This window comes from Streptococcus dentiloxodontae, assembly GCF_053206925.1.
This window is the reverse complement of sequence record NZ_JBRUHR010000002.1, coordinates 90,066-110,501: the sequence shown is the minus strand read 5'-3', so window position 1 is coordinate 110,501 and position 20,436 is coordinate 90,066. Positions and strand designations below refer to the sequence as shown.

Annotated in this window: 19 protein-coding genes and 1 other annotated feature; of the genes, 16 read left to right on the top strand and 3 right to left on the bottom strand. The window is 38.9% G+C overall.

Features of this window, described 5'->3' with window-relative positions; translation table 11 throughout:
- Window positions 1-212: 212 nt before the first annotated feature.
- From glyQ to ACVRZ8_RS01925, 10 genes are all read left to right on the top strand, one after another.
- A complete protein-coding gene (gene glyQ, locus ACVRZ8_RS01970; RefSeq protein ID WP_447447650.1) occupies window positions 213-1,130 on the top strand; it encodes a glycine--tRNA ligase subunit alpha in 918 nt (305 codons plus the stop codon).
- 2 nt (window positions 1,131-1,132) lie between these two features.
- Window positions 1,133-3,169, top strand: coding sequence for a glycine--tRNA ligase subunit beta (glyS, locus tag ACVRZ8_RS01965; protein ID WP_447447649.1), 2,037 nt, complete (start codon window positions 1,133-1,135; stop codon window positions 3,167-3,169).
- Window positions 3,170-3,203: 34 nt separating this feature from the next.
- A complete protein-coding gene (locus ACVRZ8_RS01960; protein ID WP_447447648.1) occupies window positions 3,204-3,461 on the top strand; it encodes a DUF896 family protein in 258 nt (85 codons plus the stop codon).
- Between the two features lie 90 nt (window positions 3,462-3,551).
- Window positions 3,552-5,027, top strand: a complete 1,476-nt coding sequence (locus ACVRZ8_RS01955) for a BglG family transcription antiterminator (protein WP_447447647.1) — start codon at window positions 3,552-3,554, stop codon at window positions 5,025-5,027.
- Complete coding sequence (locus ACVRZ8_RS01950) at window positions 5,017-5,442, top strand: PTS sugar transporter subunit IIA (protein ID WP_447447646.1); 426 nt, start codon at window positions 5,017-5,019, stop codon at window positions 5,440-5,442. Before ACVRZ8_RS01955 ends, ACVRZ8_RS01950 begins: the two co-directional genes overlap by 11 nt.
- Before the next feature lies 1 nt (window position 5,443).
- Entirely contained in the window at window positions 5,444-5,893 is a 450-nt protein-coding gene (locus tag ACVRZ8_RS01945; protein WP_447447645.1) for a PTS sugar transporter subunit IIA, read from the top strand.
- A gap of 19 nt (window positions 5,894-5,912) precedes the next feature.
- Window positions 5,913-6,230 carry a PTS fructose transporter subunit IIB gene (locus ACVRZ8_RS01940; RefSeq protein WP_447447644.1) on the top strand — a complete coding sequence of 106 codons (318 nt, stop codon included), beginning with the start codon at window positions 5,913-5,915 and terminating at the stop codon, window positions 6,228-6,230.
- A 12-nt stretch (window positions 6,231-6,242) separates the two neighbouring features.
- The gene (locus ACVRZ8_RS01935; protein WP_447447643.1) at window positions 6,243-7,346 is read left to right on the top strand and encodes a PTS fructose transporter subunit IIC; all 1,104 of its coding nucleotides are present in this window, start codon (window positions 6,243-6,245) and stop codon (window positions 7,344-7,346) included.
- 17 nt (window positions 7,347-7,363) lie between these two features.
- The gene (gene alsE, locus ACVRZ8_RS01930) at window positions 7,364-8,050 is read left to right on the top strand and encodes a D-allulose 6-phosphate 3-epimerase (protein WP_447447642.1); all 687 of its coding nucleotides are present in this window, start codon (window positions 7,364-7,366) and stop codon (window positions 8,048-8,050) included.
- A 637-nt stretch (window positions 8,051-8,687) separates the two neighbouring features.
- Complete coding sequence (locus ACVRZ8_RS01925; RefSeq protein WP_447447641.1) at window positions 8,688-10,073, top strand: amino acid permease; 1,386 nt, start codon at window positions 8,688-8,690, stop codon at window positions 10,071-10,073.
- Window positions 10,074-10,122: 49 nt separating this feature from the next.
- Here ACVRZ8_RS01925 and ACVRZ8_RS01920 read toward each other — a convergent pair whose 3' ends face one another.
- Window positions 10,123-10,749 carry a hypothetical protein gene (locus ACVRZ8_RS01920; RefSeq protein WP_447447640.1) on the bottom strand — a complete coding sequence of 209 codons (627 nt, stop codon included), beginning with the start codon at window positions 10,747-10,749 and terminating at the stop codon, window positions 10,123-10,125.
- A gap of 576 nt (window positions 10,750-11,325) precedes the next feature.
- Here ACVRZ8_RS01920 and ACVRZ8_RS01915 point away from each other — a divergent pair.
- Window positions 11,326-13,263, top strand: a complete 1,938-nt coding sequence (locus ACVRZ8_RS01915) for a beta-glucoside-specific PTS transporter subunit IIABC (RefSeq protein WP_447447639.1) — start codon at window positions 11,326-11,328, stop codon at window positions 13,261-13,263.
- An 87-nt stretch (window positions 13,264-13,350) separates the two neighbouring features.
- Here the strand turns inward: ACVRZ8_RS01915 and ACVRZ8_RS01910 are convergent, their stop codons facing one another.
- Window positions 13,351-14,088, bottom strand: a complete 738-nt coding sequence (locus tag ACVRZ8_RS01910; protein WP_447447638.1) for a peptidylprolyl isomerase — start codon at window positions 14,086-14,088, stop codon at window positions 13,351-13,353.
- Between the two features lie 134 nt (window positions 14,089-14,222).
- Here ACVRZ8_RS01910 and ACVRZ8_RS01905 point away from each other — a divergent pair, with 134 nt between their 5' ends.
- From ACVRZ8_RS01905 to ACVRZ8_RS01890, 4 genes are all read left to right on the top strand, one after another.
- A complete protein-coding gene (locus ACVRZ8_RS01905) occupies window positions 14,223-15,578 on the top strand; it encodes a hypothetical protein (protein WP_447447637.1) in 1,356 nt (451 codons plus the stop codon).
- A gap of 165 nt (window positions 15,579-15,743) precedes the next feature.
- Window positions 15,744-15,879, top strand: a sequence feature (ribosomal protein L10 leader region).
- A 31-nt stretch (window positions 15,880-15,910) separates the two neighbouring features.
- Window positions 15,911-16,414: a 50S ribosomal protein L10 gene (rplJ, locus tag ACVRZ8_RS01900; RefSeq protein ID WP_447447636.1), complete on the top strand. Its 504-nt coding sequence runs from the start codon at window positions 15,911-15,913 to the stop codon at window positions 16,412-16,414.
- 73 nt (window positions 16,415-16,487) lie between these two features.
- Window positions 16,488-16,859 carry a 50S ribosomal protein L7/L12 gene (rplL, locus tag ACVRZ8_RS01895; protein ID WP_447447635.1) on the top strand — a complete coding sequence of 124 codons (372 nt, stop codon included), beginning with the start codon at window positions 16,488-16,490 and terminating at the stop codon, window positions 16,857-16,859.
- 227 nt (window positions 16,860-17,086) lie between these two features.
- Complete coding sequence (locus ACVRZ8_RS01890; RefSeq protein WP_447447634.1) at window positions 17,087-18,205, top strand: glycerate kinase; 1,119 nt, start codon at window positions 17,087-17,089, stop codon at window positions 18,203-18,205.
- A 7-nt stretch (window positions 18,206-18,212) separates the two neighbouring features.
- Here ACVRZ8_RS01890 and ACVRZ8_RS01885 read toward each other — a convergent pair whose 3' ends face one another.
- Window positions 18,213-18,674 carry a YueI family protein gene (locus ACVRZ8_RS01885; protein ID WP_447447633.1) on the bottom strand — a complete coding sequence of 154 codons (462 nt, stop codon included), beginning with the start codon at window positions 18,672-18,674 and terminating at the stop codon, window positions 18,213-18,215.
- 224 nt (window positions 18,675-18,898) lie between these two features.
- Here ACVRZ8_RS01885 and eno point away from each other — a divergent pair, with 224 nt between their 5' ends.
- The gene (gene eno, locus ACVRZ8_RS01880; protein WP_447447632.1) at window positions 18,899-20,197 is read left to right on the top strand and encodes a surface-displayed alpha-enolase; all 1,299 of its coding nucleotides are present in this window, start codon (window positions 18,899-18,901) and stop codon (window positions 20,195-20,197) included.
- Window positions 20,198-20,436 lie beyond the last annotated feature (239 nt).

Genomic DNA, 20,436 nt, shown 5'->3' with positions numbered 1-20,436 from the left:
AGCCTGAGATAGTGTAAGTCGGGTGAAACAAGATAAGGAGCTGGAGCTTTCTCTTGGCCTATAGCCAAGCTAATAATCAGATAAATGAAGTAATAAATTAGGGTGGAACCGCGTTTCAGACGCCCCTATGTCAGTTGGCATAGGAGTGAAGGAGCGTGGTTCTTTTGATTTCCCAGCGTCAGCTATTTTACAAAAATAAAAAAGGAGTTTACATGTCTAAAAAACTAACCTTCCAAGAAATTATCTTGACCTTACAACAATACTGGAATGATCAAGGCTGCATGCTCATGCAGGCCTATGATAATGAAAAAGGTGCGGGAACAATGAGTCCCTACACTTTCCTGCGTGCTATCGGTCCTGAGCCATGGAATGCGGCTTATGTGGAGCCATCACGCCGTCCTGCTGATGGTCGTTACGGGGAAAATCCCAACCGTCTTTACCAGCACCACCAATTTCAAGTGGTTATGAAACCATCGCCAAGCAACATTCAAGAGCTTTATCTTGAATCTTTAGAAAAATTGGGAATCAATCCTTTGGAACATGATATTCGCTTCGTTGAGGACAACTGGGAAAACCCTTCGACAGGTTCAGCTGGACTTGGCTGGGAAGTTTGGTTAGATGGCATGGAAATCACGCAGTTCACTTACTTCCAACAAGTTGGCGGTTTGGCAACGTCACCAGTAACTTCCGAAGTTACTTATGGTCTGGAACGTCTGGCTTCTTATATCCAAGAAGTTGATTCGGTCTATGATATCGAATGGGCACCAGGCGTTAAATACGGTGAAATCTTCCTCCAACCAGAATATGAACACTCAAAATACAGCTTTGAAGTGTCTGATCAAGACATGTTGCTTGAAAACTTCGAAAAATTTGAAAAAGAAGCAGGGCGCGCTTTGGAATTAGGCTTGGTTCATCCAGCTTATGATTATGTGCTCAAATGTTCACACACCTTTAACCTGCTTGATGCACGCGGTGCTGTTTCAGTTACTGAACGTGCAGGCTATATTGCCCGTATCCGCAACCTTGCCCGTGTCGTTGCTAAAACCTTTGTCGCAGAACGCAAGAAACTCGGTTATCCACTCTTGGACGAAGAGACACGTGCAGAATTATTGAAAGAGGAGGCAGAATAAGAATGGAACACAACTTATTAGTAGAACTTGGCTTGGAAGAACTTCCAGCCTATGTTGTCACACCAAGTGAAAAGCAGCTTGGGGACAAAATGGCAACTTTCTTGACAGACAACCGTTTGGCATTTGAAAGTATCCAAACTTTTTCAACACCACGTCGCTTAGCTGTGCGTGTTTGCGGACTTGCGGATAAACAAGATGATTTGACAGAAGACTTTAAAGGTCCTTCTAAGAAGATCGCTTTAGATAGCGAAGGCAATTTCACCAAAGCAGCCCAAGGTTTTGTACGCGGTAAAGGTTTGACAACAGATGACATTGAATTCCGAGAAATTAAAGGCGAAGAATACGTCTATGTGACCAAACACGAAGCTGGTAAATCAGCTAAAGAAGTGCTTGCAGGTATTCCAGAAGTGCTTGAGGCTATGTCTTTCCCAGTCAGCATGCACTGGGCTAAGAACAGCTTTGAATATATCCGTCCTGTCCATACCCTGACTGTTCTTCTTGATGATGAGGCTTTGGCTATGGACTTCCTGGATATTCATTCGGGGCGCGTCAGCCGCGGACATCGTTTCCTTGGACAGGAAACAGAAATTGCAAGCAGCAGTAGCTATGAAGACGATTTGCGCAAGCAATTTGTCATCGCAGATGCCAAAGAACGTGAAGCGCTGATTGTTGAGCAAATCAAGGCTATCGAAAAAGAAGAAGGTGTTCAGGTTGAAATTGATGCAGAGCTGCTCAATGAAGTTCTTAACCTGGTTGAATACCCAACTGCCTTCATGGGAAGCTTTGATACTAAGTATCTAGAAGTTCCAGAAGAGGTTCTGGTGACTTCCATGAAAAACCATCAACGTTACTTCGTTGTCCGTGATTTGGATGGCAAGCTCAAGCCTAACTTTATCTCAGTCCGCAACGGGAACGATCAATTCCTTGAAAATGTTGTCAAGGGAAATGAGAAGGTACTGGTTGCTCGTCTGGAAGATGGTGAATTCTTCTGGCGTGAAGATCAAAAACTCGCTATTTCTGACTTGGTTGCCAAACTTAACCAAGTGACTTTCCATGAAAAGATTGGATCACTTTCAGAACACATGGGCCGCAGCCGTGTCATCGCCAAGTATTTGTCAGAAAAAGCAGGGCTTACTGCTGATGAGGCGGCGGCTGTTGACCGTGCAGCTCAAATTTACAAATTTGACCTCCTGACAGGCATGGTTGGTGAATTTGACGAATTGCAAGGTATCATGGGTGAAAAATATGCCCTCCTTGCAGGGGAGGACAAGGCAGTTGCAGCCGCAATCCGCGAACACTACCTGCCGAATTCAGCTGATGGGGAACTTCCAGAAAGCAAGGTTGGTGCCGTTTTGGCGCTTGCGGACAAGCTGGATACGCTCTTTTCATTCTTTTCCGTTGGTCTTATTCCAAGCGGTTCAAATGACCCTTACGCTCTGCGCCGTGCCACTCAAGGGATTGTTCGTATCTTGGATGCCTTCGGTTGGAATATTCCCATGGATGAGCTGGTTGATAACATCTACGCCCTCAGCTTTGACAGCCTGACTTATGACAACAAGGCTGACGTTATCAGCTTTATCAAAGCGCGTGTTGACAAGATGATGGGCAAAATGCCTAAAGATATCAAGGAAGCTGTTCTTGCCAGCACAACCTTTGTTGTCCCAGAAATGCTTGCTGCCGCTGAAAGCTTGCTGAGAGCCAGCAAGACCGACGACTACAAGTCAGCCGTTGAGTCACTCTCTCGTGTCTTTAACCTTGGCGAAAAAGCTGACGCTTCTAGTCAGATTGACAGCAGCCTCTTTGAAAATGACGCCGAAAAAGCACTCGCACAAGCTACTGATGAATTAGTCCTGACAGGTACTGCCAGCGACAAGCTCGCTCAGCTATTTGCCCTAAGCCCAGTCATTGACAACTTCTTTGACAATACCATGGTCATGGTTGACGACCAAGCGGTCAAAAACAACCGCCTGGCTCTCCTTGCTAGCCTGACAGCCAAAGCTAAAACCATTGCAGCCTTTAACAAGCTGAATACGAAATAACTAGCAAAAACAAAGTGTAAAGGAAGGAGAAACAGTGGATCCTAAAAAAATTGCTCGTATCAACGAGTTAGCAAAGAAAAAGAAAGCTGAAGGACTGACAGGTCCAGAAAAGGTAGAGCAGGAAAAGCTTCGCCGTGAATACATTGAGGGTTACCGCCGTTCGGTTCGCCACCATATTGAAGGGATTAAATTAGTGGACGAAGAAGGCAATGATGTGACCCCTGAAAAACTTCGTCAAGTACAGCGAGAAAAAGGCCTTCATGGGCGGAGTTTAGATGATCCTGAATCTTAAATATAAAAAAATGTCCAATGAAAAGGACATTTTTTTATATTTTTAAATCAAGGAAAACGGTTACAATGGAGATGTAATGGGGGGATAATTATGATTAGACAAAAGCAAAAAATTGAAAAGCTGCTTTCTATTTTGAAAGAGCATACTGATTTTGTAACTGCTAAGGAACTTTCTGATTATTTACAGGTTTCAGAAAAAACAATTTATCGCCTAATACAAGAAACTAATGATGTCTATTTTCCAAATAAAATAGTCACGACGAAGAAAGGGAGTGGTTTAAAACTTAATCGAAAAGTATTGCCTGAGCAGCAGATAAGAGAGGAGGAGACTTATACGCCTGCAAGCAGGCAGGCTCGAATTTTGGAACGTTTGCTTCTGATAGCGCCTAAAAAGTTACTCATTTATGATTTGAGTCAAGAATTTTATGTCAGTGATTCAGTGGTGTTTAAAGATAAACAGGAAATTCAGAAATTAATAGATACTTACGGTTTAAAAATCGCTACGCGCTCGGGAGCAATTTTCATTGAAGGAAATGAGGAGAATATTAGAAGGGCTATAGCTGATTTAATTCCAGCTTTCGACATAATTGATATTGATAATTTAGCTTTATCCATTCATTCAGATAAGATTAACTACCAGATTGCTAAATTTGTTCAAAAAGAGATTAGCCTGATGGAACAACACTTAGATGCCAAATTACCTTATCCTTATAACGTTAATATTTTCTCCCACCTTTACATTATGATTGAAAGAATCAAAAAAGGCAGCAGAAACCCCAGTTATTTTATGTCAATTAGGAACGAAAGAAATTTTGATAAGGCCCTTTTAACAGAGAGTCAAAGAGTTATTAGAGATATTAGTGATTATTTAGGTCAAAAAATTAATACTATTGAAATTAACTATTTGTACCAATATCTTTATTCCTCTCGTTTTCAATTGAGTTTTCAGCAGCAGAAGATTCGGTTTTCTAAACGCGTGATTGATATCACAACCTTTTATTTTAAACAGATGGATATGATGAAAACAAAGAAGATCAATAAACAATCTCCTGTTTTTATTGACTTAGCCAATCACATCAGTCCCTTACTGCGCCGTTTAGACAATAAAATTCGTATAAAAAATAATATGTTGAGTGAAATCAAAGATAATTACGGAAGGATCTTTCAAGAAACCAAACAAGTTTCCCAAAAAATGAGTCAGCGATATGGTTTTCCAACGGTTAATGAAGATGAAATTGGTTTTTTAACCTTATATTTTGCTAGATTCCAAGAGATGGAGATTAGACCTATTAGAACTTTGATTATGTGTTCCTCAGGAATCGGAACATCAGAACTCCTAAAATCAAAAATTGAAAAATTGTTTCCTGATATTGAAATTGTTAATGTTATCTCTTATCAAGATGCAGCGAGTGTGGAAAAAAACTATCCCATAATTGATTTATTAGTGACCACAGTTGATTTGAATACCGAAAATCGGTTTAATAAGGTCCTGATTAGTGCAATGATGAATAAGGAAGATCAAAGCAAGATAGTTCAGAAGATAGAGGAAATTAACTATGGCAGATGATTTTTATAAGGTGTATTTGGATGAGCCTCTTATGTCACGGCAGGATGTTTATCATTTTTTATCTCGTATAATTGGTCGGAAAAACCACTTATCAAAGGACTTGGTTTTAGAAAGTTTTTTGATAAGAGAATCTTTGGGGAATATTCAGATTGCTGATAAAACAGTGCTGCCTCATTTTGAGATGGAAAATATACAAAATCAGGTCATCCTTCTGCGGCTCAAAGACGAAATAGACTGTTGGTTGCCTAACATAAAACGCATTAAACTAGTTATTGCTATTATTCTGGCAAAACAGGCAAGTCTAAAGGAGAAAAAGCGTATAACAAACTTTGTTACTAAGTTAAGTTCTGACGACTATATTGCAGAACTGCTTGAACAGTCAGAGGAAAAAATTTTAGAGGGTTTAGAGGTTTAATATGGAAATAAAAGATGTTATTGACAAAAATTTAGTTGTGACTCATTTGAATTGTAAAACAAAAGATGAAGTGTTTCGAAAACTCAGTGAAGTCTTGCTTGCGAATCACTATATTTCTGATGTTAAAGATTTTATTGAGGATATTTATAAACGTGAAAGCGAGGGCTCAACTGGGATTGGAAACTACATTGCTATTCCGCATAGTAAAAGTCAGTTTGTTAATAAAATTGGCGTTGTTATTGGAATCAATCGATTAGAAATTCCTTGGGAAAGCTTAGATGGTAAAGGGGTGAAAATTGTTATTTTATTTGCAGTTGGCAGTGATACAAAAGGAGCTCAAAAACATTTGAAATTACTGTCCCTGTTTGCACGTAAACTTGGTAATGATGAAGTTGTTGAAAAATTGTTGGCAGCACAGTCTGTTGATGATGTTGTCAATGCATTTGCTTAATAAAAATGGAGGAACTCTTATGAAAATTGTTGGTGTTGCTGCTTGTACAGTGGGAATTGCACATACCTATATTGCGCAAGAAAAAATTGAGAATGCTGCTAAAAAAAGAGGAGACGATGTTCATATCGAAACGCAAGGTACTATTGGTATTGAAAATGAATTAACCAAGGAACAGATTGATGCAGCTGATATTGTTATTCTTGCAGTTGATGTTAAGATTGCAGGGCTGGAGCGTTTTGAGGGGAAAAAGGTTATCAAGGTACCAACTGAAATAGCTATTAAATCACCGAACAAGTTGCTTGAAAAAGCAGCAGAAGTCTTAAAAGACCAATCATAAAGGAGGTTAGCGATGAAAGAAATTTGGAAAAAAATGAATTTAAAAGGTCATTTGCTGACTGCTATATCCTATTTAATCCCAATCGTTTGCGGTGCAGGTTTCTTAGTAGCTATAGGTATGGCATTGGGTGGCAGCTCACAAGATGCCTTAATACAGGGAAAATTTAGCTTTTGGGATACTTTAGCTACTATGGGAGGGAAGGCACTCGGTTTGCTTCCAGTTATTATTGCAACTGGGATTTCATTTTCTATTGCTGGCAAACCTGGTATTGCTCCCGGATTTGTAGTAGGTCTTTCAGCAAATGCTATTAGTGCAGGCTTTATCGGTGGTATTATCGGCGGTTATATCGCAGGTTTTCTAGCACTTTGGATTTTAAAAAATGTTAAAGTACCAGAATGGGCGAAAGGACTCATGCCAACAGTTATTGTGCCGTTGCTGTCTTCTTTCATTTCAGGATTATTGATGATTTATATAATTGGTATTCCAATTGCTGCGTTTACCGATTGGCTGACCAATTTCCTGCAAGGACTTGGTTCATCCTCAATGTTAATTTTTGGTTTGGTTATTGGATTTTTGAGTATTGTTGATTTTGGTGGGCCAGTCAATAAAACAGTGTACGCATTTACGCTTACTTTACTGGCATCTGGTGTCAAAGAGCCAGTCACAGCTCTCCAATTAGTTAATACTTCAACACCGATTGGATTTGGTTTTGCTTATTTTGTTGCGAAATTATTGCATAAGAATATCTATGGCCAAGCGCAAATAGAAAATTTAAAATCAGCTGTACCTATGGGCGTGCTGAACATTGTTGAAGGAGTTATTCCTATTGTTATGAATGATCTTTTTCGCGGAATTGTTGCAGCAGCTATTGGTGGTGCGGCAGGCGGCGCAACTTCTATGGTGCTTGGAGCTGATTCGACCGTTCCATTTGGCGGATTCTTGATGCTGCCAACAATGACTCATCCTTGGACGGGTTTACTTGCTATCATTGTTAATGTCTTTGTGACTGGACTTGTCTATGCTCTCATTGCCAAAAATAAAACAGACGAAGAGCTTGCGACAGAAGAAAAGGCAGAAGAGGAAGAAATTAGTTTTGATGATATTGAAATTTTATAATAGAAAGGGTAACAGTAATGAAAAAGGCAGAATTATCCCCGTCACTTATGTGTATGGATTTAGATAAATTTACAGAACAGATCACATTTTTAAATAAGCATGTCAGTTCTTATCATATGGATATAATGGATGGTCATTTTGTTCCTAATATTACCCTTTCTCCTTGGTTTATTCAAGAAGTCAGAAAGATTAGTCAACTGCCTATGTCAGCTCATTTGATGGTAACAGATCCAGCATTTTGGGTACAAGAATTAATTAATATTAAATGTGATTGGATCTGTATGCATGCCGAGGTGCTTAACGGACTAGCTTTTAGACTTATTGATCAGATTCATAATGCTGGTCTAAAAGCAGGAGTTGTTTTGAATCCTGAAACATCTATAGATTCTATTTTTCCTTATATTGATTTAGTTGATAAAATTACAATCATGACTGTGGAACCAGGATTTGCCGGTCAGAGATTTTTAGAGCCGACCCTTAACAAAATTGTGGAACTTCGGAATATTCGCGTTGAAAAAGGCTATCATTATGTTATTGAAATGGATGGTTCTTCAAGCCGTAAAACCTTTAAACGTATTGACAAGGCTGGCCCAGATATTTATGTTATTGGACGCAGTGGCCTATTTGCATTAACTGATGATATTGCAAAATCGTGGGAAATGATGTCCAAGGATTATTATGATACGACTGGAAAGACATTTTAGAATTAGTTGATAAAAAAGAGTGTGGGACAAACCACGATGATTGCTGTGCAATCACCCGCAGAAGAGTGTAATCGTGAAGATTATGTATAAAAGTATCCAATTCCTTATATTATATTTTTGTCATTTTACTTGCAAGATGCGGTGATTGGATATCCTTATTCCTTACTAGACAAGATACAAAGAGCGTTTGCGGATAAAGTCAAAATAGGGATTTTACCAAGGAGTCGTTAAGCGGCTTTAGGCGAAATCATCTTTTTGACCCAATCCGCAGCTCGTGTTCAATTATTAAGATACAAAGAGCGTTTACGAGCAAAGGCAAAATAGGAATTTTGACGAAGAGTCACAAGACTCTAGGAAAAACTATCTTTTTGACACAGCTCGTAGCTCGTGTTCAATTGTGTAAGTAATAGCCCCAACAGTTTAATTGTTGGAGGTTATCTAATCCCATGAACGTTAGTTCATATAAATCCCAAACCAAACCGTTCGGAGGTGGGACAATAAAATCGAATTCTTCGAATTACCGATTTTTGTCCTAGCCTCTTTTTTTGAATCGTATATTCAGAATTTTCTTAACAGCTTTGTTTTTTTATGAAAGATAGAGTATAATAGGTTTTATATATTTTTGATTGGAGTTTTTATGACGGATAACAAACAAGATGAAAAGAATAAAGAACTTGAAAATGGGATGGTTCGCGGCCTTCAAAATCGCCATGTTCAATTAATCGCCATAGCTGGAACAATCGGGACAGGGCTCTTTCTAGGTGCTGGCCGCTCTATTAGTCTGACAGGTCCTTCTATTATTTTGGTCTATTTGCTGACAGGTATTTTCATGTTTTTCATGATGCGTGCCATCGGTGAGATGCTTTATATGGATCCCAATCAGCATACCTTTATTAATTTTATCACTAAGTATGTCGGTAAAGGTTGGGGCTTCTTTTCGGGCTGGTCTTATTGGGTGTCTCTGATTTTCCTTGGCATGGCTGAAATCACAGCAGTTGCTACTTATGTCCAGTATTGGTTCCCTGCTTGGCCAGCTTGGCAGATTCAAATTGTTTTCCTTCTTATTCTTAGCTTGGTTAACCTTATTGCTGTGCGTATATTTGGAGAAGTCGAATTTTGGTTTGGAATGCTTAAGATTATTACAATTTTGGCCTTGATTGCTACGGGTGTTTTCATGGTTTTAACAGATTTTAAAACACCAGTTGGCCATGCCAGTTTGACTAATATCACAGACGGCTTTCAGATGTTTCCAAATGGTGTAAAAAACTTTATTGTCGCATTCCAAATGGTTTTCTTTGCTTATCAAGCCATTGAATTTGTTGGAATTACGACATCTGAGACGGCAAATCCGCGCAAAGTTCTGCCAAAAGCTATTCAAGAAATTCCTGTTCGTATCGTCATTTTTTATGTCGGTGCTTTGGTTGCTATTATGTCAATTTTTCCATGGAAAGAGCTGCCAGTGAATGAGTCGCCTTTTGTCATGGTCTTTCAGTTGGCCGGCATCAAATGGGCAGCAGCCTTCATCAACTTTGTTGTTTTGACTGCAGCGGCTTCTTCGCTAAATTCAACCCTTTACTCAACAGGACGGCACCTTTACCAATTGGCCAATGAAATGGATAATCCGCTTATGTCTAAGTTGGAATTAGATACTTTATCACGTACAGGTGTACCTAGTAAAGCCATTATTCTTTCAGCTGTTGTCATTGCTATTTCGGCTTTTATCAATGTTCTTCCAGGAGTTTCTGATGCTTTTGCTTTGATTACAGCATCTTCGTCAGGCGTGTACATTGCGATTTATTTCTTAACAATGGTTGCTCATTTACGTTATCGCAAATCAAAGGAATTTATGGCAGATGGTTATACTATGCCAGCCTATAAGGTACTCAATCCTTTGACGATAATATTCTTTATCTTTGTTTTTGCCTGTCTTTTCTTACAAGATTCAACTTTCTTTGGTGCTATAGGAGCAGCGGTTTGGATTATTGTCTTTGGAATTTACAGTAATCTCAGGCATAATAAATAACCTTTTTCAAAAACAGTTAGTCTTTTGAACTAACTGTTTTTGATTGGCATTAAGCCGCTGATTTTGTTTGAAAAAAGTGATGAATAACATCCAGACTGCGCTTAAAAGCAGTCTCAGGCTGGTTATATCTGGCGCGCCCATTTGGATTTTGTTTAGCAGAATCAAGTGCAATCAAGGCTTTATTGTAGCCGGCAGAAGAGGCGCCAATTAAGCTGTAACTGCCAGAAAGATTTAAGATCTGACCTTGGAGAATACGGAGATCAGCATCAGTTAATTCCTTATTAACATTTAAAAGAAAGCGGTCATTTGTCAGTGTCTGTATTGATTTAAGATCTGGCAGAAGCGATAAATGTCTATGGATTTTCTGAATTTTTGTCAGATACAAATCTCTATCAACAGGGACAAGCATCGTTTCAGTTATCCATTTGTTTAACCTTTTTGTTTCTTGTTCTGATCCTCCGCTGCTTTTAATTGCTTTTGTATGGCTGTCAAAAGGAAGTGTCTTAATATGTGCACCGCATTTTCCAAAAACATTTTGAAATACAGGGGTAGCTGATAGAATATATCCTTCAGCATCAACAACAGCTAGCGATGTTTTCAAAGGGTGGCAACCTAGAGAACGGCTGCTTAGGCTGGCATAGAGATTTTGCAGTTGGATAATAATAGTAGATGTCATAAATAATCTTCTTTCTGTTAGTTTATAAACTAACAATAGTATAACGCCTTTCTTTATGAAGGTCAAGTAAAAATCAAAAAGAGTTTTTGAAAAGGCTTGCAATATTTTGGATTATCTGCTAATATAAGGTTCATAAGGATTGTTACTGATTAGCAGGCAAAACCTAGATAAATACGAAATAGATTACAAACAAGTGTTTTGTTGTATTTATTTGGTATTTGTTTAGGTTTTTTTGCGTGTGAAATGGTAATCATTCTAAAAAATAACTGTGCTGGAGCCAGATTGGCTGAATTCGATTATTTAAAATCAATAAGTCACTCACGGCTTAGCATCTTATTTAACTGAGCACGCCTACAACTCTTTGAAAAAAGATAACCATTTCCTAGATGCAAGCATCTTTGTCATGGTTCCTATTTTCTTGTGAGTTGCTTAACGGCTTAGCATTTTATTTAACTGAGCACGCCTACAACTCTTTGAAAAAAGATAACCATTTCCTAGATGCAAGCATCTTTGTCATGGTTCCTATTTTCCTGTGAGTTGCTTAACGGCTTAGCATCTTATGAAAGGAGCCTTAATATGGCTAAAGATTACACCGAGTTGGCAAAAGACATTGTCGCTCATGTTGGCGGTAAGGATAATATCGTTAAATTAGTTCACTGTGTCACCCGCTTACGGTTCACTCTTAAAGATGAAAGTAAAGCAGATGATGACTATCTCAAACAACGTGACGGTGTTGTTACTGTTGTTAAAGCAGGTGGACAATACCAGGTTGTTATTGGTAATCACGTTCCAGATGTTTATGATACTGTATTGAAAGTATCAGGTATTTCTGGTGATGGAGGCATTGATGTAGATGAAGGCGATGTTCCAAAAGGAAATCTTTTTGATCGCTTTATCGCCTTGGTTTCAGGTCTATTTCAACCAATGCTTGGAGCCCTTTCGGCAGCAGGTATGATCAAAGGTGTAGTTGCTATTTTAGCTGCTGTAGGCGTCAAGGAGACTGATGGTTTATATGTAGTATTAAATGCAGCAGGAGATGGCTTCTTTCAATTCCTTCCTCTAATTTTGGCTATTACTGCAGCCAAGCGTTTCAAAATGGAGCAATTTACAGCTCTAGCCATTGGCTTTGCCTTGGTATATCCTAATATTGCAGCTAGCTTTACGGCAGATGCTCCCTTATATACTTTGTTTAAGGGAACGGTTATTGAATCGCCGATTTATTCTACCTTCTTAGGAATTCCGATTATTTTTCCGGCTTCAAGTTATTTACAAACAGTATTGCCGATTATCTTAGCTATTTGGGTCGGTTCTAAAGTTGAAGCTTTCTTTAAAAAGATTATTCCAGATGTCGTTAAAGTCTTTGTTGTGCCATTCTTTACTATTTTAATCACTGTTCCGCTTGCTTTTCTTGTTATCGGCCCTGTTATGAATTGGGCATCTGATCTTGTCGGTGCTATTTTTACAGGTATTTATGGCCTTAGTCCGATTCTTTATGGTTTAATATTGGGTGCTTTGTGGCAAGTATTGGTTATGTTTGGCCTTCACTGGGGACTTGTTCCAATTGCCCTTTTAGAACTTCAAAAAGGGCCAGGTGTTCTTCTTGTTGCAAGTATTGCTATCTGTTTTGCACAAGCGGGTGCTCTACTTAATATTATGTTCCGTACAAAAGAACCTAAGGTACGCGAATTGTCCATTCCTGCTTTTATCTCAGCTTTATTCGGTGTCACTGAGCCCGCCATTTACGGTATCACTCTTCCAATGCGGATACCATTTATTATGACCTGTATCTCAGGTGCTGTTACTGGTGCTTATTTAGCCCTATTCAATGTTAAAATGCAGGTTATGGGAGGTATGGGCTTGTTTGCCATCCCATCCTTTATTGACTCTAAGAATTCAATGACCTTAATTCATTTCTTGGTTGCTATTGTGGCAAACTTTGCAATTGGCTTTATTTTGACGCAGTTCGTTAAAATCCCTTACCTTTATGGTGGTCCCAAAACAGTTGCTGCTGATGAAAAAACAGAAGCGCCAGCGGCTGAGGCTGAACTTAAAGAATTAAAACAAGAAATTATTGCCAGCCCAATGATTGGTGAAGTTGTTAAACTTGAAAATGTTCCAGATGAGGTATTTGCTTCAGGAGCTATGGGTAAAGGAATTGCGGTTGATCCAACAGATGGTACAGTTGTTGCTCCAGCAAATGGTGAGGTTACTCTCGTCTTTCCTACAGGTCATGCTGTTGGCATGCGAACTGAAAATGGTGCTGAAGTTCTCATACATATTGGTATGGATACCGTATCTCTGGCTGGTAAAGGCTTCAAGTCATTTGTTGAAGTCGGTCAAAAAGTTGAAGCGGGTCAAAAACTTTTAGAATTTGATCTTGCCACTGTCCGTGATGCCAAGCTACCGGTTATTTCGCCAGTCATTGTAACAAATTCAGCTGACTTTGATGATGTTCTTACAACTCAAGAGTCACGTGTCAATATAGGTGATTACCTTCTTACAGCTGTCAAATAAACTAAAAACCTCAATCTGACTGTCATTCAGACTGAGGTTTTGTATTGCGCTGCCTATGCACAAAAGAGCGATTCTAAGGAGTACTTTCTACTTGAAATTGTAATCCTTGGTAATCTCAATAGAAGTAATAGTAATATTCTCGGTAGGTTTGTCCTTATCGTCTGTTGCTGTGCTAGCAATGCTATCAACGACATCCATTCCTTTTATAACTTGGCCAAAAACAGTATAGTTCCCATCAAGTGAAGGATTTCCGCCATTTTTGTAGGCGTTAGTGACTGCATCAGAATAGTTTTCTTTTGAAAGATTGGCAGATTGATCTTCATTATTTTGATTAATAAAAAATTGACTGCCGTTTGAACTGTCACTGCCAGTATTAGCCATGGCTAGAGCCCCTCTGAAATTATAAAGGTAGGGACTGATTTCATTTTCAAAAGGCTCTCCCCAGATTGATTCGCCTCCTGTTCCATCACCATTAGGATCTCCGGACTGGATCATAAAATTTGCAATAACACGGTGAAAAATAAGGTTGTTGTAATAGCCCTTCTTAGCATGGGTTAGGAAATTTTCAACAGCTTTGGGAGCATACTTCGGGAAGAGTTTAACCGTAATGTCACCTTTTGAAGTATGAAGAATCGCTTCAGCTTCATTATCCGCTATCTTTGTTGATAGCTGCGGCAGCTGTTCTTTATGGACTTTAGAGGCAATCTTGCTGTCCACATAGTCATCTCCGCGGATAGCACGAAGAATAGAATCACGGTAATTGTAAATTAAAAGTGCCAGCAATGCTAAAAATAAAAAAGGAAGGAATTTCTTAAAAGTTTTCATAAATCTCTCCATCAGTGTATGTTCTACTATTTTAGCAAAAAATAGCAGAAAAATGAATCTTATCAAAAATTTCTATACGAAATAGTCTGAATTGTGGTACAATAGTTTTATTATCAAATGAAAAGGAGATTCGTATGGCTACTAAAGAAGAGTGGAGTCATCTATTTGAGGCCGTAACAGGTCGTAAACCAACCCCTCAAGAATTTATGGAAGCTAAAGCAGCAAACTTTGATACAACAGCTTTGTCTGCTCAGCTTAATGGTGGAGCTGCTAACTTACAGCAAAATCAAACAACTATGCCGAATCAAGAACCAACAGCATCAGATTTTGCAGATGCTGTTGCAGAAGAACCAATTGTTGATGTGCAAACACCGTCTGCGCCAGTTCAAGGGCAAATTCCAGATGGTTCAGAGCAACAGGCGGCTTTCCAAAATCAAAATTTTGCAGCTCCTGAACAGAATCTGGCAGGTCAGCAGCCGGTGGCAGATTCAGCTCAAGTCAACCAATTTGCTGCGAATAATCAGTTTGCTCAAACAGGTCAGTTTCAACAGCAGCCACCTCAGCAATTCCAACAGCCAAATAATGTGAAATCTCTATGGCTTGGTAAAATTTTACCAATTGCAGCTATTGTAATAGGGGTGATTTTTAGTGCATTGGCTTGGTTTGCAGCTCCGGCAGTGCTTTATGTCATCTTCGCTTTCTTGGCTTTAGCAGTAGCTATTGTGGCTCTTATTTTCAATATCAATGGTAAAGACAAGGTGCTCTCTATCGTTGCTGCCTCAGTAACAGGTGTTCTTTTCTTGCTTTCCATCGGTGGTCTCATTTATCAAAATTCACAAGCATCAGCTTCTGACTCAAGAGCTCAAGTATCAACTTCTAAAAATAGCAGTAAATCTAAAAATACTGACGGTGATAGCAATAATGTTAATGACTATATCGACAGCAGCTACAAGTTTGATTGGAATGAAAAACAATTCACTAAGCTGAAAGTTGAAGAAGATACCGTATCAGATATTATGAAATCACATGGTAAGGCATCTGATGCTGAAATGTCAGGTGATGAACTGACACTTCAATACAAGGGAGCAAATTATGACGAAGATGTGACCCTTTACTTTGAAAAACAGCATGATGGCATCTTTGTGTTGACATCCGCATCTGCTCACTTTAAACAAGACCTTGTTGAAGAAGACAGCAATTATAAATCAGATTGGACTAAAGAACAGTATGATGCTTTAAAGGAAGGGGATTATAGTGATCCTACAAGTGGTACTAAATTATCAGATGTTTTGAAAGATCATCCGAAAGCTTACACTGTAAATTATAGTATACAAACAAGTGAAAAGGGCGAATTTGAAAAATCACTTTCTCTTTCATATTCAGATTATGATGCTGAAGAATCAAAGCTTCAGTATGTATCTCTATCATTTGATTATGTAAAAGATGAAGACGCCTACTACCTCACTTATAAATCATCCAGTGACGATTAAGGTAAAAGATTAACAAAAAAACAATCCGTTTATTTTCTTTTAAGAGAATGATGTTGGTTGTTTTTTATATTGTCTTGTAAATTTTCATAGAACTTTCATTCAAAATAATTTCAATAAAAATCCATCTAGCTCTTGACCGAGTCTCTCTATTATGATAAAATGCTTAAGGTTTGAAAAAACTGACCTAAGACAGTAGGGGAGCCGGACTCGTAAATATCCTACCGAGGCACAAAACGTAACTGAAAATTGTAACGTATTGTACTTTCGTGTCTAGGTTTAGGTGCGATTTTTTTGTACCTAGCCCAAAAATAAAAACGGAGGTAAAACTAAACATGAGTGAAGCTATCATTGCTAAGAAAGCCGAACAAGTTGATGCAGTGGCTGCTAAAATGAAAGAAGCTGCAGCTATTGTTGTCGTAGATTCACGTGGTCTTACTGTGGAACAAGATACAGTGCTTCGTCGTAATTTGCGTGAAAACGGTGTTGAATTCAAAGTTATTAAGAATTCAATTTTAACACGTGCGGCTGAACAAGCTGGTCTTACTGACCTTAAAGATGTTTTTGTTGGCCCATCTGCAGTAGCATTTTCAAATGAAGACGTTGTTGCACCAGCAAAAGTTATTAGCGATTTTGCTAAAGATGCAGAAGCTCTTGAAATTAAAGGTGGCGCAATTGAAGGTGCTGTCTCTACAAAAGAAGACATCAATGCCCTTGCAAGCTTGCCAAACCGCGAAGGAATGCTTTCAATGCTTCTTTCTGTACTTCAAGCGCCTGTGCGTAACGTTGCATATGCTGTCAAAGCAGTTGCAGAAAGCAAAGAAGACGGTGCTGCTTAAGCACTGCTTCAACCCACTAGCAGTTTTTTAGCTGCAACATTATTACATTTAGATAAATTTGGAGGAAATTACAATGGCATTGAACATTGAAAACATTATTGCTGAAATTAAAGAAGCTTCAATCCTTGAGCTTAACGATCTTGTAAAAGCTATCGAAGAAGAATTTGGTGTAACAGCAGCTGCTCCTGTAGCTGCAGCTGGTGCTGCAGGTGATGCAGACGGCGGTGCTGCTAAGGATTCATTTGATATTGAATTGACTGCAGGCGGCGACAAAAAAGTTGCTGTTATCAAAGTTGTTCGTGAAATCACAGGTGAAGGTCTTAAAGAAGCTAAAGGCCTCGTAGATAACGCACCATCTGTTCTTAAAGAAGGTGTACCAGCAGCTGAAGCTGAAGAACTTAAAGCTAAACTTGAAGAAGCAGGAGCTTCAGTTACTCTTAAATAATAAGGGTACGCAATTACATTGCGAAATCCTAGCTTAACAAGGTTTTGAGTAGTGTAAAAAAGCGAATATATAGTGGAAAATAATTTTATTCTTCACAAACCCCCCACCAAGCCTTCGCTTGGCGGGGTTATTTTTTTATGTTTAGTTAGACGATTAATTTTTTTCGTGTTTCTTTTATCTTTTTAAGTTATAATCTTTTTAAGAAACATAACTAAAGGAGGTTTCATATGCATATTTTACTTGCGCCAGACTCTTTCAAAGAAAGTTTGTCGTCTGCTGAGGTGGCTCAGGCACTGAAAGCTGGTTTTATAAAGGGTTTTCCTACTGCCACTTTTGATTTGCTTCCGATTGGAGATGGCGGTGAAGGGACTGTGGCAGCTCTTGCAGCCAGTCTTAATATGGACTATGCCCAAGTAGATGTGACTGGTCCTTTTGGTAAAACCGTTTCTCTAAGTTGTGCCTTTAAGGAAGATTTGGCTCTTATAGAAATGGCAGAGCTGGTTGGTCTAGGAAAAATTCCAAAATCTAAGCGTAATCCTTTAAAGATTTCCACAAAAGGTTTAGGAGAGCTTTTTGTCAAACTCGCTAAAAGCGGGATTAAAAAGATACTGATTGGAGTTGGGGGCTCTAGCACAAATGATGGTGGTATTGGCATGGCAGCGGGACTAGGCTATCAATTTTTTGACCATGAGGAAAATGAACTGGATCCTATTGGTGCCAATCTTGGTCAGGTTGCCCGTATTTCCGATAAAAATGTTCCAAACTTTATCAAAAATTTAGAGATTGTTATTATTACAGATGTAAGCAATCCTCTTTGTGGTTCTCAAGGGGCGGCCTATGTTTTTGGAAGTCAAAAAGGTCTGCCGCAATCCGAACGAGATACAGCAGATAAAGCTATGAAGCATTTTTATCAGCTAGCTAATTCAAAAATTTTTGATCAAAAAGGAGCTGGAGCTGGCGGCGGCATGGCAGCAGGTCTTATCACCTTTGCAGGCGGCAAAATTGTATCTGGAATTGACTATATATTAGATATCGTTAATTTTGATGAACGGGTTAAAAAGGCAGATCTGGTTATTGTTGGAGAGGGATGTATGGATAGCCAATCTTTATCTGGGAAAGCTCCTGTTGGTGTGGCAAGACGTACGCCAGCTGCTATTCCAGTGATTGCGATTTGTGGCAGTCTCAAGCAGGATTTACCTGATTTTCCAACGGCAGGTATTGCAGCTGCCTTTCCGATTATTGCAGAAGTCACTTCTCTTGATGATACCTTGACACAAGCAAAGATTAATCTTGAACGCACAGCTTTAAATATTGCTAATCTTATAAAAATAGACTGGAAATTTTAATTCCAGTCTATTTTTGATTGCTAAAAAGCTTGGCAAAGAAGCCTTGTTTTTTCTGCTCTGCCTTTTTTTCTTCATAAAAAATATATTTGGGATAAAGCTTGCAATAGAGAATCTCGGTTAGATTTTCTGCCTTGTTGCTGTGAATAATAAGGCCATAAGGAGAATCAGATTTGGCCTCGTCAACTATAGTAGCTTGAATATTCATTGTTTGAGCTGTTTTGATATAGTAAAATTGCACAGTGTCATCTAACTTGGGAGACAGTTTAATAGCCAAATGTTCATATTTTTTGATCAGTTCTTTTAATATTTCCTTAAAATGTTCTTTTACCTGCGGTTTGCTGGTGTTTTCAAGTAAGATAGCCAACACGACACGTTCGGCAAAAGTTCCCAAATAGTGACGCTGTTCGTCAGGATTGAGCCTTTTTTCGCCAGTAGCCGCCTTTAAAACCTTTTGATTTAGGTTCTCCATAATATTTCTCCTAAAAAATTGTTAATCTGATTATACTATAAAATGGAAGAAAGGTCTGGTAGGAGCTGTTGCTAAAAGCTGCAATTCCTCAGCTTAGATTATCAAAAAAGCTTCCCTTATTTATGTCAGTTGCCTGAAAAAAGTTGGGTTTTGATTTGATTAACCCTTGATATTATGGTACTATAGCAGTGTAAAAAATTTAAACTCATAAGGAGAGTATTGTAATGTCAATTATTACTGATGTTTATGCACGCGAAGTCCTTGACTCACGTGGTAACCCAACCCTTGAAGTAGAAGTTTACACTGAATCAGGTGCTTTCGGTCGCGGTATGGTTCCTTCTGGAGCTTCTACTGGTGAACATGAAGCAGTTGAGCTTCGTGATGGCGACAAATCTCGCTACGGAGGACTTGGTACTCAAAAAGCTGTTGATAATGTAAACAATATTATCGCAGAAGCTATCATCGGTTACGATGTACGTGATCAACAAGCTATTGACCGTGCTATGATCGCTCTTGACGGTACTCCAAACAAAGGTAAACTTGGTGCTAATGCTATTCTTGGTGTCTCTATTGCTACTGCACGTGCAGCTGCTGATTTCCTTGAAGTACCACTTTACAACTATCTTGGCGGATTCAATGCTAAAGTTCTTCCAACTCCAATGATGAACATTATCAATGGTGGTTCTCACTCAGATGCTCCAATCGCATTCCAAGAATTCATGATTGTACCTGCTGGTGCACCTACATTTAAAGAAGCTCTTCGCTGGGGTGCTGAAATCTTCCATGCTCTTAAGAAGATTCTTAAAGAACGTGGACTTGAAACAGCAGTTGGTGACGAAGGTGGATTTGCTCCTAAATTTGACGGAACTGAAGATGCCGTAGAAACAATCATCAAAGCGATTGAAACAGCTGGTTACAAACCAGGTGAAGAAGTATTCATCGGATTTGACTGTGCCTCATCAGAATTCTATGAAGATGGTGTTTATGACTACACTAAATTCGAAGGTGAAACAGGTGCTAAACGTACTGCTGCTGAACAAATTGATTACCTTGAAGAATTGGTTAACAAATACCCAATCATCACTATTGAAGATGGTATGGATGAAAACGATTGGGATGGTTGGAAAGCTCTTACTGAACGTCTCGGTAAACGCGTTCAATTAGTTGGTGACGACTTCTTCGTTACAAACACTGACTACCTTGCTCGTGGTATCAAAGAAGGTGCTGCAAACTCAATCCTTATCAAAGTTAACCAAATTGGTACTTTGACTGAAACTTTTGAAGCTATCGAAATGGCTAAAGAAGCTGGATACACTGCAGTTGTATCACACCGTTCAGGTGAAACTGAAGATTCAACAATCGCTGACATCTCAGTTGCAACTAACGCTGGACAAATCAAGACTGGTTCATTGTCACGTACAGACCGTATTGCTAAATACAACCAATTGCTTCGTATTGAAGACCAACTTGGTGAAGTTGCTGAATACCGTGGCTTGAAGTCATTCTACAACTTGAAAAAATAAGACAATAGATTATTAATCTTAAAAAGAGACTGGACTTTTGTTCCTAGTCTCTTTTTTACACTCTAAACACAACAAATTTAATCCTGTGCAGTACTCTCAATCGTTGTTGATTGGGAGCTTTTTCCTACAAGTGGCGCAGCCCTTTTCAATAAGGTAACAAATTGCTTTTATCTTATTTCTGCTTAAACGATTATCCTTCCTTTATTAATGTTAACTGTCCGATAGATTGCTGAAGTTAA

Excerpts from the sequence above, each read along its gene's own strand:
- glyQ (WP_447447650.1), top strand. The coding sequence starts at position 213 with ATGTCTAAAAAACTAACCTTCCAAGAAATTATCTTGACCTTACAACAA.
- glyS (WP_447447649.1), top strand. The coding sequence starts at position 1,133 with ATGGAACACAACTTATTAGTAGAACTTGGCTTGGAAGAACTTCCAGCC.
- ACVRZ8_RS01955 (WP_447447647.1), top strand. The coding sequence starts at position 3,552 with ATGATTAGACAAAAGCAAAAAATTGAAAAGCTGCTTTCTATTTTGAAA.
- ACVRZ8_RS01950 (WP_447447646.1), top strand. The coding sequence starts at position 5,017 with ATGGCAGATGATTTTTATAAGGTGTATTTGGATGAGCCTCTTATGTCA.
- ACVRZ8_RS01945 (WP_447447645.1), top strand. The coding sequence starts at position 5,444 with ATGGAAATAAAAGATGTTATTGACAAAAATTTAGTTGTGACTCATTTG.
- ACVRZ8_RS01940 (WP_447447644.1), top strand. The coding sequence starts at position 5,913 with ATGAAAATTGTTGGTGTTGCTGCTTGTACAGTGGGAATTGCACATACC.
- ACVRZ8_RS01935 (WP_447447643.1), top strand. The coding sequence starts at position 6,243 with ATGAAAGAAATTTGGAAAAAAATGAATTTAAAAGGTCATTTGCTGACT.
- alsE (WP_447447642.1), top strand. The coding sequence starts at position 7,364 with ATGAAAAAGGCAGAATTATCCCCGTCACTTATGTGTATGGATTTAGAT.
- ACVRZ8_RS01925 (WP_447447641.1), top strand. The coding sequence starts at position 8,688 with ATGACGGATAACAAACAAGATGAAAAGAATAAAGAACTTGAAAATGGG.
- ACVRZ8_RS01920 (WP_447447640.1), bottom strand. The coding sequence starts at position 10,749 with ATGACATCTACTATTATTATCCAACTGCAAAATCTCTATGCCAGCCTA.
- ACVRZ8_RS01915 (WP_447447639.1), top strand. The coding sequence starts at position 11,326 with ATGGCTAAAGATTACACCGAGTTGGCAAAAGACATTGTCGCTCATGTT.
- ACVRZ8_RS01910 (WP_447447638.1), bottom strand. The coding sequence starts at position 14,088 with ATGAAAACTTTTAAGAAATTCCTTCCTTTTTTATTTTTAGCATTGCTG.
- ACVRZ8_RS01905 (WP_447447637.1), top strand. The coding sequence starts at position 14,223 with ATGGCTACTAAAGAAGAGTGGAGTCATCTATTTGAGGCCGTAACAGGT.
- rplJ (WP_447447636.1), top strand. The coding sequence starts at position 15,911 with ATGAGTGAAGCTATCATTGCTAAGAAAGCCGAACAAGTTGATGCAGTG.
- rplL (WP_447447635.1), top strand. The coding sequence starts at position 16,488 with ATGGCATTGAACATTGAAAACATTATTGCTGAAATTAAAGAAGCTTCA.
- ACVRZ8_RS01890 (WP_447447634.1), top strand. The coding sequence starts at position 17,087 with ATGCATATTTTACTTGCGCCAGACTCTTTCAAAGAAAGTTTGTCGTCT.
- ACVRZ8_RS01885 (WP_447447633.1), bottom strand. The coding sequence starts at position 18,674 with ATGGAGAACCTAAATCAAAAGGTTTTAAAGGCGGCTACTGGCGAAAAA.
- eno (WP_447447632.1), top strand. The coding sequence starts at position 18,899 with ATGTCAATTATTACTGATGTTTATGCACGCGAAGTCCTTGACTCACGT.